Origin of the sequence: Microbispora catharanthi (assembly GCF_006334915.2) — a bacterium.
GTDB classification, from domain to species: domain Bacteria; phylum Actinomycetota; class Actinomycetes; order Streptosporangiales; family Streptosporangiaceae; genus Microbispora; species Microbispora catharanthi.
On the sequence record NZ_VDMA02000021.1, the window covers coordinates 41,308 to 62,659 of the forward strand.

Below are 21,352 nucleotides of genomic sequence, written 5' to 3' on the forward strand. Positions count from 1 at the left end.
TCCGCGAAATTCCGCATGTCCGGTCCGTAGCCGAAACAGACCGATTCTGAGATTTCGTATTAGGCCGTAACGAGGGGAGAGGGATGTGCGATCATATCGATGTGACCGCGGCGACCATAACGACATTACGCACCGTTTTTCCCCGGAGTCGCCCGGCCGCGACTGACGGCCGACGCGGTCGTCGCCTGTGACCTGGAACGATCCACGCCCGCCACGCGATTCGACGGAGGACGGCGCATTGTGAAGATCAGCGTGTTCGGGCTCGGGTACGTCGGCTGCGTCTCGGCCGCGTGCCTGGCGACCCAGGGGCACGAGGTCGTCGGGGTCGACGTGAACCCGGTGAAGGTCGACCTCATCAACGCCGGCACCGCGCCGGTGGTCGAGGAGCGGATCGGCGAGCTGACCGAGCAGGCCGTCGCCACGGGCCGGCTGCGGGCCACCCACGACGTGCACGCGGCCGTCGAGGCGAGCGACGTCTCCCTGGTCTGCGTCGGCACGCCGTCCGCGCCGAACGGCAGCCTCTCGACCGCCTACCTGGAGCGGGTCGCCGAGGAGATCGGCGAGGCCCTGGCGGGCCGGGAGCGATGGCACACGGTCGTCTTCCGCAGCACGATGCTGCCGGGCACATGCGAGGGCCTGCTCGTCCCGATCCTCGAGAAGGCCTCCGGCCGCACAGCGGGGGTGGACTTCGGGGTGGCGGTCAACCCGGAGTTCCTCCGCGAGGGCACGAGCGTGCGCGACTTCTTCGATCCGCCGAAGACCGTCATCGGCGAGCTCGACGGCACGAGCGGCGACATGGTGGCAGCGCTGTACGAGGGGCTGCCCGGGGAGGTATTCCGGGTGCCGGTCGCGGTGGCCGAGATGACGAAGTACGCGGACAACGCCTTCCACGGGCTCAAGATCAGCTTCGCCAACGAGCTGGGCGCGATCTGCCGGGCGCTCGGCCTGGACAGCCATCGGGTCATGGACGCCTTCCTGGCCGACCGCAAGCTCAACATCAGCCCCGCCTACCTTCGGCCCGGCTTCGCCTTCGGCGGCTCCTGCCTGCCCAAGGACCTGCGCGGCCTCGTCTACGCGGCGCGACAGGCCGACGTGTCCGTCCCCCTGCTGTCGCACATCCTGCCGTCGAACGAGGAGCACCTGCGCCGGGCCTTCGACCTGGTCGCCGCGACCGGCAGGCGCCGCGTCGGCCTGTTCGGCCTGTCGTTCAAGCCGGGCACCGACGACCTGCGCGAGAGCCCTCTGGTCGAACTCGCGGAACGCCTCCTCGGCAAGGGCTACGACCTGCGCATCTACGACGCGAACGTCACGATGTCGCGCCTGATCGGGGCGAATCGCGACTACATCGAGGGCCGGCTGCCGCACCTGGGCCAGCTGCTGACCAACTCGGCAGACGACGTCCTCGCGCACGCCGAGGTCTGCGTCGTCGGCTGCAAGGACCCCGCGGTGCTGACCGCGCTGGATCGCGCGGGCGACCGCACGATCATCGACCTCGTCCGACTTCCCGACGCGGAGGCGCGCCGGGCACAACCGGAATACGTGGGCCTTGGCTGGTAGAGCGCTCATCCTCGTCGAGAACCTGTCCGTACCCTTCGATCGCCGTGTCTGGCAGGAGAGCACGGCGCTGCGGGACGCCGGGTGGGAGGTGCACGTCATCTGCCCCATGGGGGCCAACCGCGACACCGAGCCGGAGGCCGTGATCGACGGGGTGCGGATCCACCGCTATCCCCTGCGGCCCGCGACCGGTGGCCCCGTCGGTTACCTCCGGGAGTACGGCCTGGCGCTGCTGCACACCTACCGGCTGGCGCGCAAGGTCGGCCCGGTCGAGGTCGTCCACGCCTGCAACCCGCCCGACCTGCTGTTCCTCGTGGCGCGGATGCTCAAGCGGCGCGGCGCCCGCTTCGTCTTCGACCAGCACGACCTGGTTCCCGAGCTCTACCTGTCCCGGTTCGGCCGGGGAGAGGACTTCCTCTACCGGCTCGTCCTGCGGCTCGAACGGCTCACCTACCGGGCGGCGGACGTCGTGATCGCGACCAACGAGAGCTACCGCCGCGCGGCGCTCACCCGGGGCGGCAAGAAGCCGGACGAGGTCTTCGTCGTGCGTAGCGCGCCCGTGGTGGAACGCTTCCATCAGGTCCCGCCGGAGGAGGCACTGAAGCAGGGCAAACCCCACCTGCTGTGCTACCTGGGCGTGATGGGTCCTCAGGACGGGGTCGACTACGCCCTCCGCTCCCTGGCCCTGCTCCGCGACGAGATCGGGCGCTCGGACTGGCACGCGGTGTTCGTGGGAGCGGGCGACACCTTCGACGCCATGGTGGCCCTGTCACACGAGCTCGGCCTGTCCGACATGGTGGAGTTCACCGGTCGCATTCCGGACGAGGACCTGCTGCGCTACCTGTCCACGGCGGACGTCTGCCTCGCCCCCGACCCGTACAACCCGCTGAACGACGTGTCCACGATGAACAAGATCATGGAGTACATGGCCATGTCCAGGCCCATCGTGTCGTTCGACCTCAGGGAGGCACGGGTGTCCGCGGGGGACGCCGCGGTGTACGCGCCCCCGAACGACGAGTCCGAGTTCGCCAAGCTGATCGCCCTCCTGCTCGACGACCCCGAGGAGCGGCGGCGCATGGGCGAGATCGGCCAGGCCCGGGTCAGCGGACCGCTGTCGTGGGAGAACTCCCGTGCGGCGCTGCTGGCCGCCTACGACGCGGCCGTCTCCTGAGCGCACTACGCCTGAACGCGACTGCCGGTGTCGGTGCCCCAATGACGGCGACTCGAGCCTCCCGACAGGGCCCGCAGCCGGGTGAGCGCGCGGTCGAGGGCGAGGACGGCCAGATAACAGGCCGCGTCGAGCCGGGTGACCGCGCGCCTCGCCATCAGGGCCCGCAGCGCTCCGAGCTCCAGCCGCCCTTCCGCCAGCGGCAGGCCCAGCGCGTCGAGCTCACGGTTGCCCTGCCGTACGCGCACGCGGCGGCGCAGGTGCGCGCGGACCGTCCGGGCGGGGCGGACGAGGGACCAGGCGCCGGCCACCACGGCCCGCTCCTCGGCCGCGAACGTCCGGTGGACGAGGCCGTCGTCGGAGATCACGTCCGGCATGGGGAAGACCCGGGCGTGCCCTTCCTCGGTCAGCACGTACACGCCGACGCCGGACAGCGCGCGGGACGGGGCGATGAGCAGATCATGGACCTTGTGCACCCGCCGGGAGATCGCGCTCGCGCCGTCCAGGTCCCACCGGGGGACCGGCGCGCAGGCGAGCACCCCCGGCCGGGCCGCCGCCGCCACGAGCGCGCGCACCGATTCCGCCGTGAGCACGACGTCGGCGTCCATATAGACGCGAGGGAACGTCCGGCACGCCTCGTCGCCGATCCGCAACGCGTTGGCCTTGCCGGGCGTCGCCGTCTCCAGGACCCGTACGCCTGCTCTCCTGGCCGCCTCGGCCGTGCCGTCGGTGCACGCGTTGGCGACCACCACGACGTCGAATTCACCGGGCGCCGTCCCGTCCAGCAGACGGGCGAGGTTGCCGGCGAGAACGCCCTCCTCGTTGTGCGCGGGCACGACGACGCTCACGATCGGACGGTTCACAGATCGGAGAGGGGTCACAGCATTGAGAGTAGAGCGAACGGCCATCGACGGGGCGCTGCTGTTCGTACCGACACCGCACCGTGACGAGCGGGGACTGTTCACCCGCACGTTCGACGCGCACGTCGCGGCGAAGGCCGGGCTGGACCCGGCCGCCTTCGTCCAGGACAGCCAGTCACGCTCCCGCAGGGGGACGATCCGCGGCATGCACGGCCGGTCCGGGCGCGGCGAGGCCAAGCTGGTGCGGTGCGCCCGCGGAGCCGTGTACGACGTGATCGTGGACGCCCGGCCGGACTCGCCGACGTTCGGCGTGCGGACGTCGGTCCTGCTCGACGACGAGACGTTCGTGACCCTGTACGTCCCCCCCGGGCTGCTGCACGGGTTCCAGGCCCTGACGGACGCCGACGTCTGCTACCGGATCGACAGGGAGCACGACCCGTCCGAGGACCTGTCGGTGCGCTACGACGATCCGGACCTGCGAATCCCGTGGCCCCAACCGGCCTCTCTCATCAGTGAGCGCGACCTGGCCGCGGGAAGTTGGGCACAATTGCGGGACCGGCTACGCACCTGAAAGCGAGCGTCCATGCGACGGCGAGGGGTCTCCCTGGCACCTGTGGCGGCGGCCCTCGCCGCCGTGCTGATGCTGCTCGGCTGCTCTCCCTCGGCGGAGGACCCCTCCGAGGCGTCCGTGTCCCCCACCAGGCCGCCCGGCACGTCGCCCGCCGCACGGTGCCCCGGATATCCGGCGCCGGCCTGCACAGGGGTTCCGCCCGGAACACGGCTGACGACCCTGCCCCTCACGGAGAAGGGCGCCTACCGCGTCACGGCCCCGGGTACCGTCCTCGACCGCGTGCACATCGCCGGCGACCTGCTGATCACCGCCCGCGACGTGCGGATCAGCAACAGTCAGATCGACGGCATCGTGCTGGACAGCTACGCCGGCAAGACCTACTCGTTCACCATCACCGACTCCACCGTGGGCACGGCCGACAGGTGCCAGTCGATGCCCGCCGTCGGGGACACCGACTACACGGCCGTGCGGGTGCTCGTGCGGGGCCACGGAGACGGCTTCCGCGACTCGGGGAACAACGTCACCATCCGGGACTCCTACATCCACCTGTGTTCCAACCCGGGCGACCACTCCGACGGCATCCAGACGTACGTCGGCGGCAAGGGGCTGGTCTTCCAGCACAACACGGTGGACCAGCGTGACGCCAGGGACATCACCGCACCGATCTTCATCACCGACCCCCGCATGTCGGACGTGACGGTGACCGACAACCTCGTCATGGGCGGCACCTACAGCATCCAGGTCAGGAAGGTCCGCGACCGTGCCGTGGTCCGCGACAACAAGCTGGTCGACAAGTCGTGGGTGTACGGGCCGGTCGACGCCGACTGCGACAGGATCGACTGGTCGGGCAACACGCTGGTGACGATCGACAAGGACTACCGGATCGTCTCGACCGTCGGTCCCCTCCCCTGCGTGGGATGACGACGTCCCGGCGGGCCGCCATCACCGCGTGCTGCTGCCTCGTCCTGCTGGTGGTCGTCTACCTGCTGGCGGTGTGGACGGTGCCGGGACAGCGGTTCGAGGACGCGGTGCTGGAGGGAGCGCAGCGCGTGGCCGGCGGCCGGCAGGAGGAGGCCGCCCTCGCCGCTCTCGGCACGATCTCGCGTTACTCCCTGGCCGGCGCGGTGCTGCTGGTGTGCGCGGTCGCACTAGTCCGGCGCCGTCCCCTGCTCGCGGTCGCCGGCACGGCGGTCATCGCCGGATCGGTCGTCACGACCGAGGTCCTGCGTCACCTGGTCCTGCTGCGGCCGATCCTGCTGCCGTCCGGCGTGCGGCGGGATGACCAGAGCTTCCCCAGCGGCCACACGGCGGTCGCGATGTCGGTCATGTGCGCGCTCGTCCTCGTGATCCCCCACCGGTTCCGCTGGGTCGTGGTGCTCCCCACCTCGGCCTGGGCCACCGCCGTCGGCGCCTCCACCGTCACCGCCAACTGGCACCGGCCGAGCGACACGATCGGCAGCGATCTGATCGTGCTCGCCTACGCGTGCGCAGCGGTCGCGTTCCTCGCACGCGTGGGGGCGACGCGGGAGGCGGAGCCTCTCGGCCCGCTGGGACGCGTCGCGATGCGCCTGCTCATCGGGCTGCACGTGATCGGGGCCGTGGCAGGGCTCGCGGTCGCGGTCCTCGCGGCTCTCGGCGGAGACGGCGATCCGGCCGCGCTCAGGGCCGGCCGGGCGATCGCCCTGGCAGGGGGAGCCACGGTAGCCGCGACCATGCTCGGTCTGCTGCGCCGTACCGGCCTGGGGCCCGCTCCGCGTGGTCGTCCTCCCACGCCCGCACCGCCGCCTCCCTCTGGGCGGAGCGCAGCAACGCACCCGACGCCCCGATGAGCAGGAAGGCGACACCGGTGACGGTGGCGAACGACAGCAGGTCGAAGGTCGCGGAGCCGACCAGCGGCACGACCAGACAGGCGGCGAGCGTCAGGCCGAGGTCGCGCGGGGCCGGGTCCACACTCAACCGGCGGGCCCGCACGGCCGAGTAGATCCCGCAGAAGAACAGCGCCACGAAGACGGCGACGCCGACGGCTCCGCTCTCCACCGCGGTCAGGATGTACTGGTTGTCGAAGACCTGGTACTTCGGTGCGTACCAGGTGCCGATGCCCCGGCCGAGCCACAGGTGCCTGGCGACCTCGGTAGCCGCGACATCGTAGTCGTGGGTGCGGTACTGGACGCTGCTGTCCGTCCCGGCGTTGGCGAACAGCCCGTACAGGGTGTTGAGCAGGCCGGGGAACGTCAGCTTCGCCACGGCCAGGAAGACCGCCGTGACGATCAGGGCCTGGACCTTGCGCCGCACGGGCCACCCGAGGACCAAGATGATTCCGACGACTCCGACACCCAGGACCGCCGACCGCGACACGGAGAACAGCAGGCCCATGCCGATGAGCGCCGCGCACAACCACCAGCGCAGGGCGCCACGGCCGCCGCGGAAACCGTAGTGGACGGCGAGGGGCAGCAGCATGGAGCACAGCACGCCGAACTCGATCGGATGCCCGGTGGTGGCGGCCACCCGCCGCATGGAGTCACGCATGTCGACCGCCCCGCCTTCCGAGGCGAAGCGCAAACCGGGCAGCGCGAGATACTGAGTGAGGTCGAAGTCGGCCATGAACTGCAGCGCGCCGATGACCGCGATCACCGCCCCGCCCGTCACCATCGTCTTCAGCAGGAAGTCGAGGCGCTCCGGAGTGCGGACCCCGTCGCAGACGGCCAGCGCGATGCCGACGCTCGCCATGACGAGGACCAGGGCGTGATCGGACAGCTTCAGCTCGTCACTCGGCAGGTAGCCGTAACTGGCCACGCCGTAGGTGGCGGTGAGCGCGACGGCGTAGCAGAACAGGGCGGTGCGAACGGGGGTGCGGCCCTTGGCCACTCCCAGGGTGGTGGTGAACTGCGCGCACAGCCAGCACATTCCGGCGAGCAGGCTGAGGATGTTCGCGGGCGTCAGCGACAGCGGCAGGCCCCTCAGGACCAGCCGGGCCGGGATGATGAGCAGCGACAACGCGAACAGGGCCGCAAGCGTCGCACCGTCGGCACGACGGCGCGCCCCGGGGAGGAGCGGATCGGCGAGGACCGGATCGCCGCGGAGCGGGGCGCCGCGCATCGGCGCCGTGCCGAGCGCCGGCAGGGTCAGAGTGCGGCGGGCGTCCTGGTCGTCGACCCCGCGGGCCGGCCGGTCTGCGGGCATCTCAGCCGCTCACCGCCGGCTGACGTCCCTCGGATGGACGCGGTCGCGTCCGGTCCGTCACTGAGACGGTGGACGGCCCGTACGGCTCGGCATCGGCGGCTCCGCCGGCCCTGCGCACCTTTCTGCCCTTCCGCACGCGCATCGCCTGGGCGATGCTCTCGGCGGCGAAGGCCGCCACGAGGGTGGCGGCGGCGCCCAGGGCCAGGGCCACGGCGGCCGACCGCATCTTGCGGCCCTTCTGCGGCTCCGGCATGGTCGCCGGCACGGCCCGGTCGATCCTGATGAACGTGGCGCGCGGCGCCTTGAGCGCCTCCTGCCGCTCGGCCAGGATCTTCCTCGCACGGGCCTCCACCCGCATGACGATGTCGCGGGCCGCCGCCGGGGACGCGCTCTCACCGGTGATGAAGACGAACGGTGTCTGGGCCAGCAGCTCCGGGTTGGTGCTGCCGTTGTTGACCTCGTAGCTCGGGTCGCCCTCGGGCGACGCCCCGAGCGCCGCCGCGGTCTCCGGCGTGGCGAGGGCCCCGATGAGAATGGAGGCCGTCATGCTGAGCCCCCGGTCGAAGTTGAGCAGAGGGTTCGTCAGCCCGTTCGGGTACTTGGGATTGCTCGGCAGGCTGCCGCCCGTCGTCGGCGTCGTCAGCACCAGAACCGTCGTGGACGTGTAGGTGACCGGGATCGACAGATAGACCGCGATGGTCACGCCCACCGCCAGCGCGAAGGCGGGCAGCGTCACGAACCAGCGCCGGAAGACGACGAGGACGGTCCCCCAGAAGTCCATCGACCGCTCCTCACTCAGCCGGCGCGCGAAGCGGGGCGGGACATGTCCTCACCGGACCCGTCGCCGATCGCGTCGCCGTCGGGGTCGGGCGCGAGCCGCAGCCCCCCGGAGCGGTCGCCGCCCTGTGGCTCGTCGGACACCACGACGATGACGGCGGTCGCGTCGTCGTCCCAGTTCTGGGATGGTCTCGGCGCGGGCGGAGCCGTGGTGGCCGGCGCGGCGTCGACGTCCGGCGGCGGGACGTCCGGCTCGTACGCCGACGGCGTGATGGCCGGACGCTGCGGCTGAGCCACCCAGGGGGCGTGGACGACGTACGACGCGCGGCGGTTGCCACGCTGCCGGTCCACGAGGTAGGCCAGGCCGAATCCGACGACCATGACGGCCAGCAGCCCACCGGCGGCCGCGCCCCACTTGACCGTCCGCTTCGCCTCTGGCGTCCCGGGTGGCATCACGTCGGTGATGGCGATGTACGTGGACGGCGGCGCCTTCAGCGCCCGCTGCCGGGCGGCGAGTTCCGCGCGAATGAGCTGCCCGGCCTTCCGTACGGTCGCGTCGGCCACGGCCGGGGACCTGCTGTCCACCTCGACGTAGACGAACGGGCCGTTGGTGCTGATGCCGAGCAGGTCGGGATTGGTGCGGCCGTCGTTGATCGTGATCTCGGTGGGGCCGCCGGGCCTGACGCCGAGGCGGGTCATCATCTCCGGAGTGTTCATGGACAGGATGAGGATGCCCGCCGTGGTCCGCAAACCGTCGTTGAACTGCAGGAGCGGGTTGGTGAGCCCGGCCGCCTCCTTGGGGTCGGGCGAAAGGGTGCCGCCGCTCGTCGGCGTGGTCAGGACCATGGCCGTGCTGGAAACATACGTGGTGGGCAGCATGAGATAAGCGACCACGGCCACGAGAATTGCGAGCGCGAATATCGGCGGGCCCACGGACCGGCGGCGAGCGAGCGTGAAGATGCTCTTCCAGAAGTCCATGCTTCCCCGCCCTCCGTGACCATATACGTCCGGCCACCCGAGAATGTACTTTACCAATCATGGGTTGGCGCGGCCCGGTTCAAACGGTCCAACAAACCGTTACATCTGGCAACCCTCACGCAGCGTTACCGGCCTTCCCGAGCGGAGCGGAACGAATTGGACGAATCGTCCACACAACGGGTCGTAAGCAGGGATGTCACCGCGCCTACGGCGCGTCGCCGGCTGGAGGGCCTGGACGGTATCCGGGGGCTGGCCGCTCTGTTCGTCGTCCTGCATCACTGCTGGCTGATGGCGTTCCCCGGGTTTCCCGGCAACGGCGGACCGTGGTGGCTCGGCTGGCTCCTCTACGGCCACTTCGCCGTGGTGGTCTTCATCGTGCTGTCCGGGTTCTCGCTCGCGGTCTCCCCTGCCCGGTCACAGTGGCGGCTCGGCGGGGCGGGCCGTTTCGCGCGTAGGCGCGCCTGGCGGATCCTCCCGCCCTACTGGGCCGCGCTGGCATTCAGCCTCGTCGTCGCCTGGACCCTGGCTCCCCAGCCGGGCGAGGGCCCGCCCACGGCCAAATCCGTCCTCCTGTACGGCCTGCTGCTGCAGGACGTGGCCGGCTCCCCCAGCCCCAACGGCGCCTTCTGGTCCATCGCGGTGGAAGCCCACCTCTACATCCTCTTCCCCCTGATGCTGCTGATGCTGCGGCGTGCGGGAACCACGGTCATGCTCGCCGCGGTCACCGTGCCCGTCGCGGCCATCGGACTGCTCGCCCCCTCGGTGCCGCTGGTGGACAAGCTCCTGCGGTTCACCCCGCAGTTCGCGGTGTTGTTCGCGCTCGGGATCGTCGGCGCGGGTATCGCGGCCAAGGCCGGGACGGAGGCCGCCGGGACACCGTCGAAGGCCGCCGCCCTCCGGCCGTGGTGGGCCCTGGCGACGGCCCTGCCCGTGGTCGCGGTCATCGTGGCCTTGGGGCCGGTCTGGACGGTCGAGCACTACTTCTGGGTGGACATCGCGATGGGCCCGGCGGTGACCCTGCTGCTCGTGTCCGTGGCGTCGGGCCGGCCGGCCCCGCTGGTCCGGCTGCTCGACAGCCGCCCCATCCTCGGCCTCGGCCACTTCTCCTACAGTCTCTATCTGATCCACGCGCCGATCGTCGTGGCGCTGAGCACGCTCGTGGTGAGCCCGGCGGCCGGGCACGGCCTCACCGCGTTCCTCCTCACCACGGTCCTGGCCGTGCCGCTGAGCCTGCTGGTGGCGCGGCTGTTCGCCGCGGTGTTCGAGCTGCCCTTCCTTCGTCACCGGTCCTGGCCGGCGCTGCGGGCGGCCGCCTCCGCCCGCTTCGCTCGAAGGACCGCGCCGTAGGCGTCAGCCCCGTCCGGCGCCCACCAGTCCGGTCACGAGCCGAGCCGCCTTGCGGCCCCGCCGGACGGCCACCCGTCGCTGCCTCCGGGCGTACATCCGGTAGACGGCCGCCCGCGCCCGGGCCCGCTGCTCGGGGGTGAGCGGCGCCTGCTTCAGCCAGCGGAGCATCTCACGGCACTGCAGGGTGGTCGCGAAGTGCGCCTGCCAGGACGGCACGCCGAGGCGGCGGGCCAGCACCGGCATCGTCTCGTGCTTCCAGTTCCGATGCCCGAGCACCTCCGCCACGTGCCCCCACGGCCCGGCGAGCGCGAGCTTCGCGGCGAAGACCTCGTCCTCCCGCAGCATGTTGCGGCGGGGGATCGGCAGCACGGCCTCCCGTCTCATCAGCCCGTAGAGCGGGTCGATCATCAGGTGGCTCTCGTTCAGCATGCGCAGCATCTCGGCGAACCGCTCGACCGGGTCGCCGGAACCCAGCGCGGCCCCCTCGTAGGCGGCGGTCTCGGTTCTGCCGTCCGGCCCCTTGTAGGCGATCTGCGTGGTCACCAGGATGAGCCGCTCGTCCTCGGCGAACAGGTCGAGCGAGCGCGAGACGCACCGGGGGTCGAGCCGGTCGTCGTCGCCCACCCACCGGAAGTACGGCCCCTCGGCCAGGCGTATCACCGCCTTGAAGTTGTTGAGGAGCCCGATGTTCTCCGCCTGCCGCCGATAGCGGATCCGGCCGTCCGAGCGGGCCAGCTCACGGCAGACCTCCTCGGTCCCGTCCGTGGAGGCGTTGTCGGAGATGATCAGTTCGAGGTTCTCGTGGTCCTGCGCGAGCACGGATTCCACCACCTCGCGCAGCCGCCCCGCCGCGTTGCGCACGGGCAGTCCGACGGACACCAGGGTGTCGTGAGAGGACATGGCATTCCTTCCAGCCGCCGAACCGACTCGGCGCGTCTTCACGAACGGGCGGGGACGAGCCGCGCAAGACGGCCGCCGAGCCCCTTGAGCTGGGCCGCGGGCACGACGATCAGCACGTAGACGATCAGGCCCGCCCCTCCGGCGGCGACGAGTTCGAGCAGGAGGATGTGCCCGGTCACCTGGCTCACCAGGAGGATGACGCCTGCCGCCGCGGCGGCCCCGGCCAGCGGGCGCACCAGCGCGGGCAGGACGGGCCGCAGGTTCACCCCGGACCGCTGCAGGGCCCAGACCGCCAGCGGCAACGCGACGAACAGGCCGACGACGGCGTGCGCGATCGCGGCGCCGCGGATCCCGTCCAGGCCGATGCCGACCAGCAGCGCGGCGACCAGGGCCGCGGCCCAGCCGGCGTTCAGCCACACGGTCGCGCGGGTGGCGCCGACCGAGGTGAGGATGTCGAAGGCGAGTCCGGTGAGCATCCGCACGACCATGAGGACCGCCAGGAACCGCAGCACGCCGGCCGACATGTTCCACTGGGCGCCGTACAGGGTGATGATGATCGCGTGGGCGAGTGTGGCCATCACCACCGCCACCGGCAGCACGAACGCGATCAGGAGCGGCACCGAGCGCCGCACGCCCTCGGCGAGCGACTCCTGGTCGCCCTCCGCGAGGCGGGAGAAACCGGCGATGGAGACGTAGCGAATGGCCGTGCCGATCAGGCCGGGCACCCAGCTGGACACGTTGAACGCGAGCAGGTAGAACCCGAGCATCGTCATACCGAGCCGGTCACCGACGATGACGTAGTCGGCGTTCATCAGCACCGACTCCAGGCCGAGGCTGGCCGCCAGCGGCAGGCCGAACCGGAGGAGCCGTACGGCGATCGCCCGGTCGACGGCGATGCGGACGGGCACCCTGGCGAACACGAACACCAGCACGCCCGTCACCACGGAGGCGCCGAACTGACCGGCCGCGAAGCTGTAGGCGCCGGCGCCCATGACGGCGAGCGTTACGGCGATCGCCGCGTTCGCCAGCACTCCGGCCAGGTTCGCCTTGGTCAGCTTGTCCTGCTCGAAGTGGCGCATCAGCGCGCCCGCGCGGACGGCCGTGACGCCGTCGACGAGGATGACGGCCGTGAGCAGGCGGACGACGCCGGTCGCCTGCTCACTGCCCGCCAGCGTGGAGAAGTACGGCGCGCCGACCCAGAAGATCCCGTAGACCCCGGTGCTGAAGACCACGGCCAGCACGCTCGCCGTGGGCGCCATCTCCTCGAGTTTGCCCCGCCACTGCACCGTGGCGGCGATGAGACCGGCGTCGTTGACGTGCATGACGAACTGCGTGGCCGCGAGCGCGATCGCGTAAAGGCCGAAGTCGGCGGGGGCCAGCAGGCGGGCCAGGACCAGCCCCATGGCGAACGAGCCCATGCGCGTGAGCAACGTGCCGAACAGGCTCCAGCGAAGGCCACGACCGGCCTGGCGGCCGATCGTGCCCACGGTACCGGCGTCGTTGCCGGGTTCCTCTTGTGCGGTCATACGTGACGGGGCTCCTCGATGCGCTCCAGCCAGATCTCTCGCCAGAAGGGGACGAACTCACGCGGGCAGTTGGAGTTGTAGACGCCGGCGCAGACGACGTCGTCGAGGATGATGCAGGGATTCTTCATCCGTAGCATCCGTCCGCTCTTCTCGTCGATGCACCTGTCCACCCGGGCACGGACCCGCGCGCTGCGACCGCAGTAGCGGGCCATCTCCTCCTCGAACCCCATTCCCCGGTTGAGGAGGTCGTCGTTGAGCGTGCGGAGGATCTCCGCCTTGGACTTGATTCTGACCAGCTCGCCGGGCTGGAGGCCGAGCTCCGCGGTCGGGGTGCGCTCGCCGGCCATCCCCCTGAGCCCTCCCCAGCGCCGGCCGCCCCTGATCCACCACGCCTGGGGAAGGACCTTCTTGCTGATGTCCTGGTAGCGGTTGAACAACGCGATCAGGAAGGCGCGCACCACCGGCAGCAGCCCGGCGTTGCCCGTGCGCACGTCCTCGACGTACTGCCGGACGTCCCTGAACGGCAGGCAGACGGGGGCCGCGCGCAGCAGCTCGGTGGCCTGGCACGAGTAGCGCTCCTCGCCGTCCTCCGCGGGCGGCCTGCGGCTGTTCACCTCCAGGAGCGGCAGCAGGGCGCGGGCCGGCCGGGGCGCCTGCGCGGGCGCGTCGTCCGGATCCACCCGCTTGAGCCAGGCCTCCTTCCAGTACAGGGAACAGGCCGTCTGACAGCCGCCGTGCGCCGAGCCGTCGCACCGCGCCCCGGTCAGATGCACGGCGTTGTCCATGCGCCGCATGCCGCTGCGGCTGATCGTGTCGCACAGCTTGTGCGCCACCTTGTGCACCCTCATCCGCTGCCCGCAGAAGCGCAGCATCTCCGGCATGAAGGGGAGGTTGTCCAGCTCGCCGTTCTCGTCGAGGGTGGCGAGGATCTCCTCCTCGCTCCGGACCTCCACCAGGTCGCCGACGCGCAGCTTGAGCGTGCCGGGCCTGCTGCCGGTGTCCAATTGGGTCATCCCTGTTACTCCTTGAGCAATCCGGCGCTCTGCAGCGCCAGCGCGGCGTCCGCCACGAGGGGAAAGGGCAGTGCGGAGCGTTCCGCGATGTCGAGCAGGCTGTGGTCGCCGTCCGAGAGGTTGAGCACCCACAACATCGCCATCTGGTCGCGCTTGGTGTCGCTCCGGCCGCCGAGTGAGCCGTACAGGCCGCGCCGCCCGAGTTGCGGCTCGCCGTAGGGGCTGAGGTTGAGATAGCGGCGGTCGCGCTCGAGCACGTCCACCGCTTCCCAGAGGGTCTCCAGCGTCTCGGTCATCGCCTCGGGAGAGACGAAACCGGGGTTGTCCGCCGAGGTGTGGTACTCGGGGTAGGCGCCGTACGGGGTCCGGGTGAGCGAGCCGACCCCGAGGTCGAACCCGGGCGAGCAGTACTGCCGCTCGTCGTAGCCGTACGGCGAGAAGTCGACGACGGTGTGCGGACGGCCCGAGGCGCGCAGGACGTGCTCCATCACCCGGTCGATCTCGGCGTTCCCCCGCCTGCTGCGCTTGTAGGTGAGCGATCCCCTGTCGCCGGCGCAGGCGAGCACGAGCCCGGCCCCGATCCGGCCGACCCGGTCGCGGTTGAACGCCAGCCAGGTGATCGCCCCGATCGTGCCCGGGGCGAAGACGAACCGGTAGGTGTGGCGAGGCCGCCGTTCCGCCAGCCGCAGGGCGAGCTCCACGGCCACCGCGACGCCGGCGAGGTTGTCGTTGGCCAGCGACGGATGGCAGACGTGGCACGACACCAGGACCTCGTCGGCCGACTCGCCGGGCACGACGTGCTCGGCGTAGGTGAGGTGCCCGTCGGCGAGCGTCGAGTCGATCACCACCTCGTACGGCCCCGGGGGCAGGGCCGCCAGCGTCTCGTGGCGCAGGCAGAAGCCCCATGTCTCGGCGTAGTAGCTGGTGCGGTAGGGGATCAGGTCCGGCTGCTCGGGCAGCGTGTGCAGGTGTGGGCGCAACTCGTCCAGTGTGAGAGTGGCCGACACCGGCGTGCTGTAGCCGACGACGTGCAGCGACGACTCCGTGAAGTCGATCACCTTGCGGCCGGAGGGGTCCTTGACGTACGCGTCGCGGAGGTTCCACTCCTTCGGCACCGTCCAGTCGAGCACCTCCGTGCCGGTCGGCACCTCGTGGACCTCGAGCGGCAGGGACTCCCCGACGATCTCCAGCGTGCGCCGGACCCCGTCGCCCGTGATGCTCCGGCACAGCGGGTAGAGCCGCTCCACCAGTGCGTGCATCCGGCGGCCGACATCGCTCACTCGGCCACCGGCCGCAGGTCGTCGCCGATGGTGCCCGCCCCGCGGCGGTCCGACAGGCGGGCGAGCCGGGTGAATCGCCGGTCGAAGTCCCCCTGCCGCAGACCGAACCGCCGGTAGGCGTCGATCAGCTCGACCGCCCCCTCCTTGACCGTCCACCTGGCCTGGTAGCCCGGGAGCGCCGCGCGCACACGGGAGAAGTCCACCCGGTACGACCGGGGGTCGTTCCCCGCCTCACCGGTGATGACCAGGTCCGACCCCGGCACCGCCTCGGCCACGTGGGACGCGATCTCCGCGACCGTGACGTTGTTGAGCTCGGTCCCGACATTGAAGGCCCGGTCGTGGACGGCCTCCCTGGGCGCGACCAGCGCCTGGGCGAACGCCTCGGCGATGTCGCGCGCGTGGACCAGCGGCCGCCACGGCGTGCCGTCGGAGAGCACCCGCACCTGATTCGTCAGGAGCGCGTGGCCGACCAGGTTGTTCAGCACGATGTCGGCCCGCAGCCGGGGGGAGAACCCGAACGCCGTGGCGTTGCGCAGGTAGACCGGGGAGAAGTCGTCGTCCGCGAGCTTCGACAGGTCGTCCTCCACCCGCACCTTCGACTCCGCGTACGGGGTGACGGGCCGCAGCGGGGCGTCCTCACCGACGAGGTCGTCTCCGCCGGAGGCGCCGTAGACCGAGCAGGTGGAGGCGTAGAGGAACCGGCGCACGCCCGCGTCCCTGGCGAGCCGGGCCAGCCGCACGGACGCGTGGTGGTTGATGTCGTAGGTCAGATCGGGGGCGAGCGAGCCCAGGGGGTCGTTGGACAGGGCCGCGAGGTGCACGACCGCGTCGATTCCGGCGAAGACCTCGGGCCCGGCGTCCCTGAGGTCGACCGCGTGCCCGGGCGGGTCGTCGGGAGCCGGGCCGAGGACGCAGTCGGCGAACAGCCCGGAATCGAGGCCGACGACCTCGTGGCCCGCCCCGGCGAGCACCGGGGCCATCACCGTGCCCAGGTAGCCCTGGTGTCCGGTCAACAGCACGCGCATCTGGGTCATTCTCCTGAAAGGTCGAGGGTGAGTTTGGTGACGTGGAACGCCTCGGCGTAGCGCGTGTGGCACTCGATCCCGCGCAGGCGGGCCAGGCCGAGGAAGGCCTCCCGGTCGTACCAGGGCTTGTTCCGCTGGGAGGGGTAGTGCTCCAGCAGCAGGTCCGCCTTGGCCTCGGCCACCTCGGGAGACAGGGGGTGGTAGGCCGAGGGCCGCCCGAGGTCGCCGTCCCACTTGGCGATCTCGTAGCCCAGGGTGAGGTGGTCGCGGAACGCCGTGGTGACGAGCTGCGCCAGCCCCTGGTGATCCTGGTGGGCGTCGCCCCGCCACGGGCCGACGACCAGGTCGGGGTCGCCCGCCGCGCGCAGGTCCTCGACCGCCTCCTTGGCCTCGTCCCAGTGCGCGGGGAGCCGGCCGTCGGGCAGCTTGAGCACGGTGACCCGCAGGTCGGCGCCGGGGCAGAAGGCGGCGAGGGCGGCCCGCTCCTCGTCCTCCCGCGCGCTGCCCCCGCCGGACAGCACGAGGGCGTCGATCCGGATGCCGGGGCGGGCGCGGCAGACGGTCAGCAGGGTGCCGCCGGCGCCGATGGGCAGGTCGTCGCAGTGGGCGGCGAGCGCGGCGATCCGCGCCGTGCGGCCCTGTGGGAGGGCCGGAACCAGTCCGATCACGACGCCCGCTCCCACAGCGCCCACGGCCGCTCGCCGCGCGAGTACGCGTCGTCGAGAGCCACCCGTTCCTTGACCGTGTCCGTGGGCCGCCAGTAGCCGCGGTACGGGTATGCCTGCAGGCGGCCCCGCTTGGCCAGCTCCGCGCAGCCGTCGCCCACCAGGTCGCCGCCCTCCGGGATGTGGTCGAAGATCTCCTGCCGCAGCACGAAGTAGCCGCCGTTGACCCACAGCGGCATCTGACTGACCGGCGTGATGCCGCCGACCGTCCCCGACTCGCCCAGTTCGATGCAGTGGAAGGTCTCCGACGGAGGGACGACCATCATCAGCGCCCCGGCGTCGGAGGCGGCGAACCGGTCGATCATCTCGGGCAGCGGGGCGTCGGTCAGCACGTCGGCGTAGTTGGCGAGGAACATCTCGTCACCGCCGAGGTGGTCCCTGACCCGCCGCAGCCGCTCGCCGATCGGCGAGTCGATGCCGGTCTGGACGAACGAGATCGACCAGTCGGAGATGTCGGTCGACAACAGCTCGACCCGGCCCGCCCGCAGGACGAAATCGTTGGACGTCGTCTCCTGGTAGTTGAGGAAGAAGTCCTTGATGTGGTGGGACCCGTAGCCGAGGCAGAGGATGAACTCGGTGTGCCCGAAGTGGGCGTAGTAGCGCATCACGTGCCAGATCAGCGGCCGCGGCCCGACGAGCTGCATGGGCTTGGGGACGTCACCGGCGGTGCCGTTGCGCATGCGGGTGCCGTATCCGCCGCAGAAAAGGACGACCTTCACGAGACCACCTCCAATCGGGGGATGGGGAAGACCAGGCGGCCTCCCCAGTCACGGACGTGGGCGAGCTGCTCGGTGATCTCCGCACGGAGGTTCCACGGGAGCACGAGCACGTAGTCGGGCCGGTCCTGCTCGATGCGCTCCGGCGGCAGGACGGGAATGCGGGTGCCGGGAGTGAACCTGCCGTGCTTGTACGGATTGCGGTCCACCGTGTAGGACAGCAGGTCCGGCCGGATGCCGCAGTGGTTGAGCAGCGTGTTCCCCTTGCCGGGCGCGCCGTAGCCGACGACGGTCCGGCCCTCCTCGGCGGCCCGGACGAGGAAGGCCAGCAGGTCGCGCCGCACTCGGGCGACCCGGGCGGCGAACTCGGCGTACCCGGACAGCTCGTGCAGGCCCGCGGCCTTCTCCCTGGCCAGCAGGTCGGTCACTCGTCGGCCCGGCTCCCCCGCCGCCTCGACCGGCCGGGCCCACAGCCGGATCGACCCACCGTGGGTCGGCAGCGACTCGACGTCCACGAGGGCCAGTCCGCCGCTCGCCAGGGCCCGCATCGCGGAGGCGACGGTGTAGTACTGGAAGTGCTCGTGATAGATGGTGTCGTACTGCGTGCCCTCGATGAGGGTGAGCAGGTGCTGCACCTCGATCGACACCCAGCCGTCGTCGGCCACCAGGGCCCGCAGCCCCTGGGTGAAGCCGATGACGTCGGGAATGTGGGCGTACACGTTGTTGGCGACGACGAGATCGGCCGGGCCGTGCTCGTCCCGGACGGCGGCAGCGGTCTCCGGTGTGAGGAAGGCCGTGAGGGTCGGCACTCCGGCGTCCTTCGCCGCCTGGCCGACGTTGGCGGACGGTTCGATCCCGAGGCACCGGATCCCGCGCTCGACCACGTGGCGCAGCAGGTAACCGTCGTTGCTCGCCACCTCGACCACGAACGAGGCATCGGACAGCCCCAGCCGCTCGGCGGCGCCGGCCACGAACCGGCGGGCGTGCTCCACCCAGGACGTCGAATAGGACGAGAAGTACGCGTATTCGGTGAATGTTTCCTCGGGCGTGATGAGCGGAGGAATCTGGGCCAGCCAGCAGTCCGTGCACAGACGCAGATGCAGGGGATAGGTGTTTTCCGGCTCGTCCAGCTGTTCCCGCGTGAGGAACCGCTCACAAGGGGGTGTCGCCCCGAGATCGACGATGCTCGCGAGCGCCGTGGACCCGCACAACCGGCACTTTGTCATCAATATGCTCCCTCATCACATGGTTGCCGTCCGAAGACGTGCGGGACCCACGGCTGGTTGCCATGAACGTAATCGTCGTCATGAGCCGATCGAGTTACGGCCGTGTATGCGATGCTTCGACCATGGATCGGCTCAGCATCGCCGGGGCCTGGTGCCACACCCCCCGCATCCACACCGACGAGCGCGGCGCGCTCCTCGAGGTCTTCAAGGCCGCCGACCTGCGGGAGGTCGCCGGACACGGGCTGGACCTCGCACAGGTCAACTGCACCGTCTCCCGGAAGGGGGCGCTGCGGGGGATCCATTTCGCCGACGTGCCGCCCGGGCAGGCCAAGTACCTCACCTGCGTCGCCGGGAGCGTCCTCGACGTCGTCGTGGACCTCAGAGTGGGCTCTCCCACGTACGGGTCCTGGGAGAGCGTGCTGCTCGACGACACCGACCGGCGCGGTCTCTACATCGCCGAGGGGCTGGGCCACGGCTTCCTCACGTTGAGCGAGCAGGCCACCGTCGTCTACCTCTGCTCCCAGCCGTGGGCGCCGGGACGCGAACACGGCGTGCACCCGCTCGATCCCGATCTGGGTATCGAGTGGCCCTCGCACGTGGAGCCGATCCTGTCGGACAAGGACGCCGCCGCTCCCTCTCTCAAGGAGGCGCGCGAGGCGGGACTGCTGCCGGATCATGACGCTTGCCTCGCCTTCTACGACACGCTCAGGTAGGGCCACGCCGCATGCAGGGCCTCGCGCCAGTGCCGCATCGGCGGCAGGTCCGCCCGCGCCCACCGGCCGTGCCCCAGCACGCTCCATGCCGGTCGCGGGGCGGGCCGGGCGAAGGCGGCGGACGTGGTCGGGACGACCCGGCCGGGGTCCGCGCCGAGCAGGGTGAAGATCTCACGGGCGAACTCGTACCAGGTCGTCCGCCCCGCGTTGGTGCCGTGGTAGACGCCGCCCGGCGCACCGGAACGGCCCAGCTCGACCAGGCGGGCGGCCAGGTCCGCGGACCAGGTCGGCTGGCCCACCTGGTCGGTCACCACCGACACGGTCTCCCGCTCGGCAGCCAGGCGGATGATCGTGGCCGGGAAGTTGCGGCCGCGGGCGCCGTAGAGCCAGGCCGTACGGACGACCGTGTGGCCGTGCTCCAGCGCGGCCCGCTCCCCGGTCAGCTTCGACCGCCCGTACGCGTTGACCGGGCGCACCGGATCGTCGTCCTCGCCGTACGGCTCGCGGCCCATGCCGTCGAAGACGTAGTCGGTGGAGATGTGGATGAGGCGCATCCCGCGCTTGGCGCAGGCCAGTGCGAGCCCCTCGACGGCGCGGCCGTTGACCTCCATGGCCTCGTCCGGCCGGGTCTCGGCGCCGTCGACGTCGGTCCAGGCGGCACAGTTCACCACGACGCCGGGAGCGAGGTCGTCCAGGGCGTCCCCCACGGCCCCGTCGTCCGTGATGTCGAGGTCGCGGCCGAAACCGGTGGCGTCCTCACCGGTCAGCGCCTCCATGAGATCCACGCCGAGCATGCCCTTGGCGCCCGTCACCATCCACCTCATGCGCGCGCCCGCAACGGCTTCCACCACTGGGGGTTGTCGACGTACCAGCGCACGGTACCGGCCAGACCCTCCTCGAAGGAGATCTCGGGGGCGTAGCCGAGGGCACGCAGCTTCCGGTCGTCGAGCGAGTAGCGCCGGTCGTGCCCCTTCCGGTCGGCCACTCGTTCGACCCGGTCCCAGCCCGCGCCGAACGCGGCGAGCAGCCGCTCGGTGAGCTCCAGGTTGGACAGTTCCGCGGTCCCGGCGATGTGGTAGATCTCGCCGGGCTCCCCCACCTCGGCGACGCGCTGGATACCCCGGCAGTGATCCGCTACGTGGACCCAGTCGCGGACGTTTCCCCCGTCGCCGTAGAGCGGGACTCGGCGGCCCTCGATGAGGTTGGTGACGAACAGCGGAACGACCTTCTCGGGGTATTGGTACGGCCCGTAGTTGTTGCCGCACCTGGTGATCGACACCGGGAGCCCGTGGGTGATCGCGTACGCCCTGGCCAGCATGTCGCCACCGGCCTTCGCGGCCGAGTACGGCGAACGCGGGGCCGGCGGCGCGCTCTCGTCCCAGGAGCCCGCGTCGATCGAGCCGTAGACCTCGTCGGTGGACACCTGCACGACCTTCCCGACGCCCGAGGTGAGGCAGGCGTCGAGGAGGGTCTGCACCCCGAGGACGTTGGTGCGGACGAAATCGGCCGCACCTTCGATCGAGCGGTCGACGTGGGATTCGGCCGCGAAATTGATCACTACGTCGTGACCGGGAACCACCTCGCGGAGCAGGGCCGCGTCGCAGACGTCCCCGTGGACGAAGTCGTAACCACCCTCGACGGGAGCGAGGTTGGCGAGATTACCCGCGTAGGTCAGCCGGTCCAGCACCGTGACCCGCGCTCCGGCGAAGGCGGGATATCCGCCGGTCAGCACGGTCCGGACGTACTGGGAACCGATGAAACCGGCGCCACCAGTGATCAATAGCCTCAAGTCA

At 71.0% G+C, this 21,352-nt stretch carries 20 protein-coding genes and 1 pseudogene; 7 read left to right on the forward strand and 14 right to left on the reverse strand.

Annotated features, from left to right (window positions below; genetic code table 11):
- The first annotated feature begins 240 nt into the window (after positions 1 to 240).
- Together FH610_RS32055 and FH610_RS32060 are read left to right on the forward strand one after the other, a co-directional pair.
- On the forward strand, positions 241 to 1,557 hold the full coding sequence (locus tag FH610_RS32055) for a nucleotide sugar dehydrogenase (protein ID WP_139578972.1): 1,317 nt from the start codon (positions 241 to 243) through the stop codon (positions 1,555 to 1,557).
- Positions 1,547 to 2,725, forward strand: coding sequence for a glycosyltransferase family 4 protein (locus FH610_RS32060; protein WP_139578973.1), 1,179 nt, complete (start codon positions 1,547 to 1,549; stop codon positions 2,723 to 2,725). Before FH610_RS32055 ends, FH610_RS32060 begins: the two co-directional genes overlap by 11 nt.
- Before the next feature lie 5 nt (positions 2,726 to 2,730).
- Here FH610_RS32060 and FH610_RS32065 read toward each other — a convergent pair whose 3' ends face one another.
- On the reverse strand, positions 2,731 to 3,570 hold the full coding sequence (locus tag FH610_RS32065) for a glycosyltransferase family 2 protein (protein WP_161628129.1): 840 nt from the start codon (positions 3,568 to 3,570) through the stop codon (positions 2,731 to 2,733).
- Positions 3,571 to 3,607: 37 nt separating this feature from the next.
- Between FH610_RS32065 and FH610_RS32070 the strand changes: the two genes are divergently transcribed.
- From FH610_RS32070 to FH610_RS45355, 3 genes and pseudogenes are all read left to right on the forward strand, one after another.
- On the forward strand, positions 3,608 to 4,153 hold the full coding sequence (locus FH610_RS32070; RefSeq protein ID WP_139578975.1) for a dTDP-4-dehydrorhamnose 3,5-epimerase family protein: 546 nt from the start codon (positions 3,608 to 3,610) through the stop codon (positions 4,151 to 4,153).
- 12 nt (positions 4,154 to 4,165) lie between these two features.
- Positions 4,166 to 5,074 carry a right-handed parallel beta-helix repeat-containing protein gene (locus FH610_RS32075; RefSeq protein WP_139578976.1) on the forward strand — a complete coding sequence of 303 codons (909 nt, stop codon included), beginning with the start codon at positions 4,166 to 4,168 and terminating at the stop codon, positions 5,072 to 5,074.
- Positions 5,071 to 5,649 (forward strand): annotated as a pseudogene (locus FH610_RS45355) (phosphatase PAP2 family protein); the annotation flags it as partial. The gene FH610_RS32075 and the pseudogene FH610_RS45355, both read left to right, overlap by 4 nt.
- Positions 5,650 to 5,812: 163 nt before the next feature.
- On the opposite strand, the gene FH610_RS32085 reads toward FH610_RS45355, so the two are convergent.
- The 3 genes from FH610_RS32085 to FH610_RS32095 are packed head-to-tail and all read right to left on the reverse strand — an operon-like array spanning position 5,813 to position 9,088.
- Positions 5,813 to 7,333, reverse strand: a complete 1,521-nt coding sequence (locus FH610_RS32085; RefSeq protein ID WP_240809328.1) for an O-antigen ligase family protein — start codon at positions 7,331 to 7,333, stop codon at positions 5,813 to 5,815.
- A 1-nt stretch (position 7,334) separates the two neighbouring features.
- Positions 7,335 to 8,114: a hypothetical protein gene (locus FH610_RS32090; protein ID WP_139578978.1), complete on the reverse strand. Its 780-nt coding sequence runs from the start codon at positions 8,112 to 8,114 to the stop codon at positions 7,335 to 7,337.
- 14 nt (positions 8,115 to 8,128) lie between these two features.
- Positions 8,129 to 9,088, reverse strand: a complete 960-nt coding sequence (locus FH610_RS32095) for a hypothetical protein (protein WP_139578979.1) — start codon at positions 9,086 to 9,088, stop codon at positions 8,129 to 8,131.
- Positions 9,089 to 9,244: 156 nt separating this feature from the next.
- Between FH610_RS32095 and FH610_RS32100 the strand changes: the two genes are divergently transcribed.
- On the forward strand, positions 9,245 to 10,435 hold the full coding sequence (locus FH610_RS32100; RefSeq protein WP_139578980.1) for an acyltransferase family protein: 1,191 nt from the start codon (positions 9,245 to 9,247) through the stop codon (positions 10,433 to 10,435).
- Positions 10,436 to 10,438: 3 nt separating this feature from the next.
- Here the strand turns inward: FH610_RS32100 and FH610_RS32105 are convergent, their stop codons facing one another.
- From FH610_RS32105 to FH610_RS32140, 8 genes are read right to left on the reverse strand one after another with little or no spacing between them, the layout of a single operon-like run.
- Positions 10,439 to 11,335: a glycosyltransferase family 2 protein gene (locus tag FH610_RS32105; protein WP_139578981.1), complete on the reverse strand. Its 897-nt coding sequence runs from the start codon at positions 11,333 to 11,335 to the stop codon at positions 10,439 to 10,441.
- A 38-nt stretch (positions 11,336 to 11,373) separates the two neighbouring features.
- Positions 11,374 to 12,861, reverse strand: a complete 1,488-nt coding sequence (locus FH610_RS32110) for an oligosaccharide flippase family protein (protein WP_139578982.1) — start codon at positions 12,859 to 12,861, stop codon at positions 11,374 to 11,376.
- Positions 12,858 to 13,874: a hypothetical protein gene (locus FH610_RS32115; protein ID WP_139578983.1), complete on the reverse strand. Its 1,017-nt coding sequence runs from the start codon at positions 13,872 to 13,874 to the stop codon at positions 12,858 to 12,860. Before FH610_RS32115 ends, FH610_RS32110 begins: the two co-directional genes overlap by 4 nt.
- Positions 13,875 to 13,879: 5 nt before the next feature.
- Positions 13,880 to 15,154 carry a DUF4910 domain-containing protein gene (locus FH610_RS32120; protein WP_240809329.1) on the reverse strand — a complete coding sequence of 425 codons (1,275 nt, stop codon included), beginning with the start codon at positions 15,152 to 15,154 and terminating at the stop codon, positions 13,880 to 13,882.
- Complete coding sequence (locus FH610_RS32125) at positions 15,151 to 16,179, reverse strand: NAD-dependent epimerase/dehydratase family protein (protein ID WP_139578984.1); 1,029 nt, start codon at positions 16,177 to 16,179, stop codon at positions 15,151 to 15,153. Before FH610_RS32125 ends, FH610_RS32120 begins: the two co-directional genes overlap by 4 nt.
- Before the next feature lie 5 nt (positions 16,180 to 16,184).
- Positions 16,185 to 16,847 carry a PIG-L deacetylase family protein gene (locus FH610_RS32130; RefSeq protein ID WP_240809330.1) on the reverse strand — a complete coding sequence of 221 codons (663 nt, stop codon included), beginning with the start codon at positions 16,845 to 16,847 and terminating at the stop codon, positions 16,185 to 16,187.
- Entirely contained in the window at positions 16,844 to 17,623 is a 780-nt protein-coding gene (locus tag FH610_RS32135; protein ID WP_139578985.1) for a sugar phosphate nucleotidyltransferase, read from the reverse strand. Before FH610_RS32135 ends, FH610_RS32130 begins: the two co-directional genes overlap by 4 nt.
- Complete coding sequence (locus FH610_RS32140) at positions 17,620 to 18,846, reverse strand: class I SAM-dependent methyltransferase (protein ID WP_139578986.1); 1,227 nt, start codon at positions 18,844 to 18,846, stop codon at positions 17,620 to 17,622. The genes FH610_RS32135 and FH610_RS32140 overlap by 4 nt, the downstream gene beginning before the upstream one ends.
- 122 nt (positions 18,847 to 18,968) lie before the next feature.
- On the opposite strand from FH610_RS32140, the gene FH610_RS32145 reads away from it, so the two are divergent.
- Complete coding sequence (locus FH610_RS32145) at positions 18,969 to 19,559, forward strand: dTDP-4-dehydrorhamnose 3,5-epimerase family protein (protein ID WP_139578987.1); 591 nt, start codon at positions 18,969 to 18,971, stop codon at positions 19,557 to 19,559.
- Here FH610_RS32145 and rfbD read toward each other — a convergent pair.
- Together rfbD and rfbB are read right to left on the reverse strand one after the other, a co-directional pair.
- Positions 19,541 to 20,383 carry a dTDP-4-dehydrorhamnose reductase gene (rfbD, locus tag FH610_RS32150; protein WP_139578988.1) on the reverse strand — a complete coding sequence of 281 codons (843 nt, stop codon included), beginning with the start codon at positions 20,381 to 20,383 and terminating at the stop codon, positions 19,541 to 19,543. The two genes, FH610_RS32145 and rfbD, sit on opposite strands and share 19 nt — an antisense overlap.
- Positions 20,380 to 21,348, reverse strand: coding sequence for a dTDP-glucose 4,6-dehydratase (gene rfbB, locus FH610_RS32155; RefSeq protein ID WP_139578989.1), 969 nt, complete (start codon positions 21,346 to 21,348; stop codon positions 20,380 to 20,382). The genes rfbD and rfbB overlap by 4 nt, the downstream gene beginning before the upstream one ends.
- Positions 21,349 to 21,352: the final 4 nt, after the last annotated feature.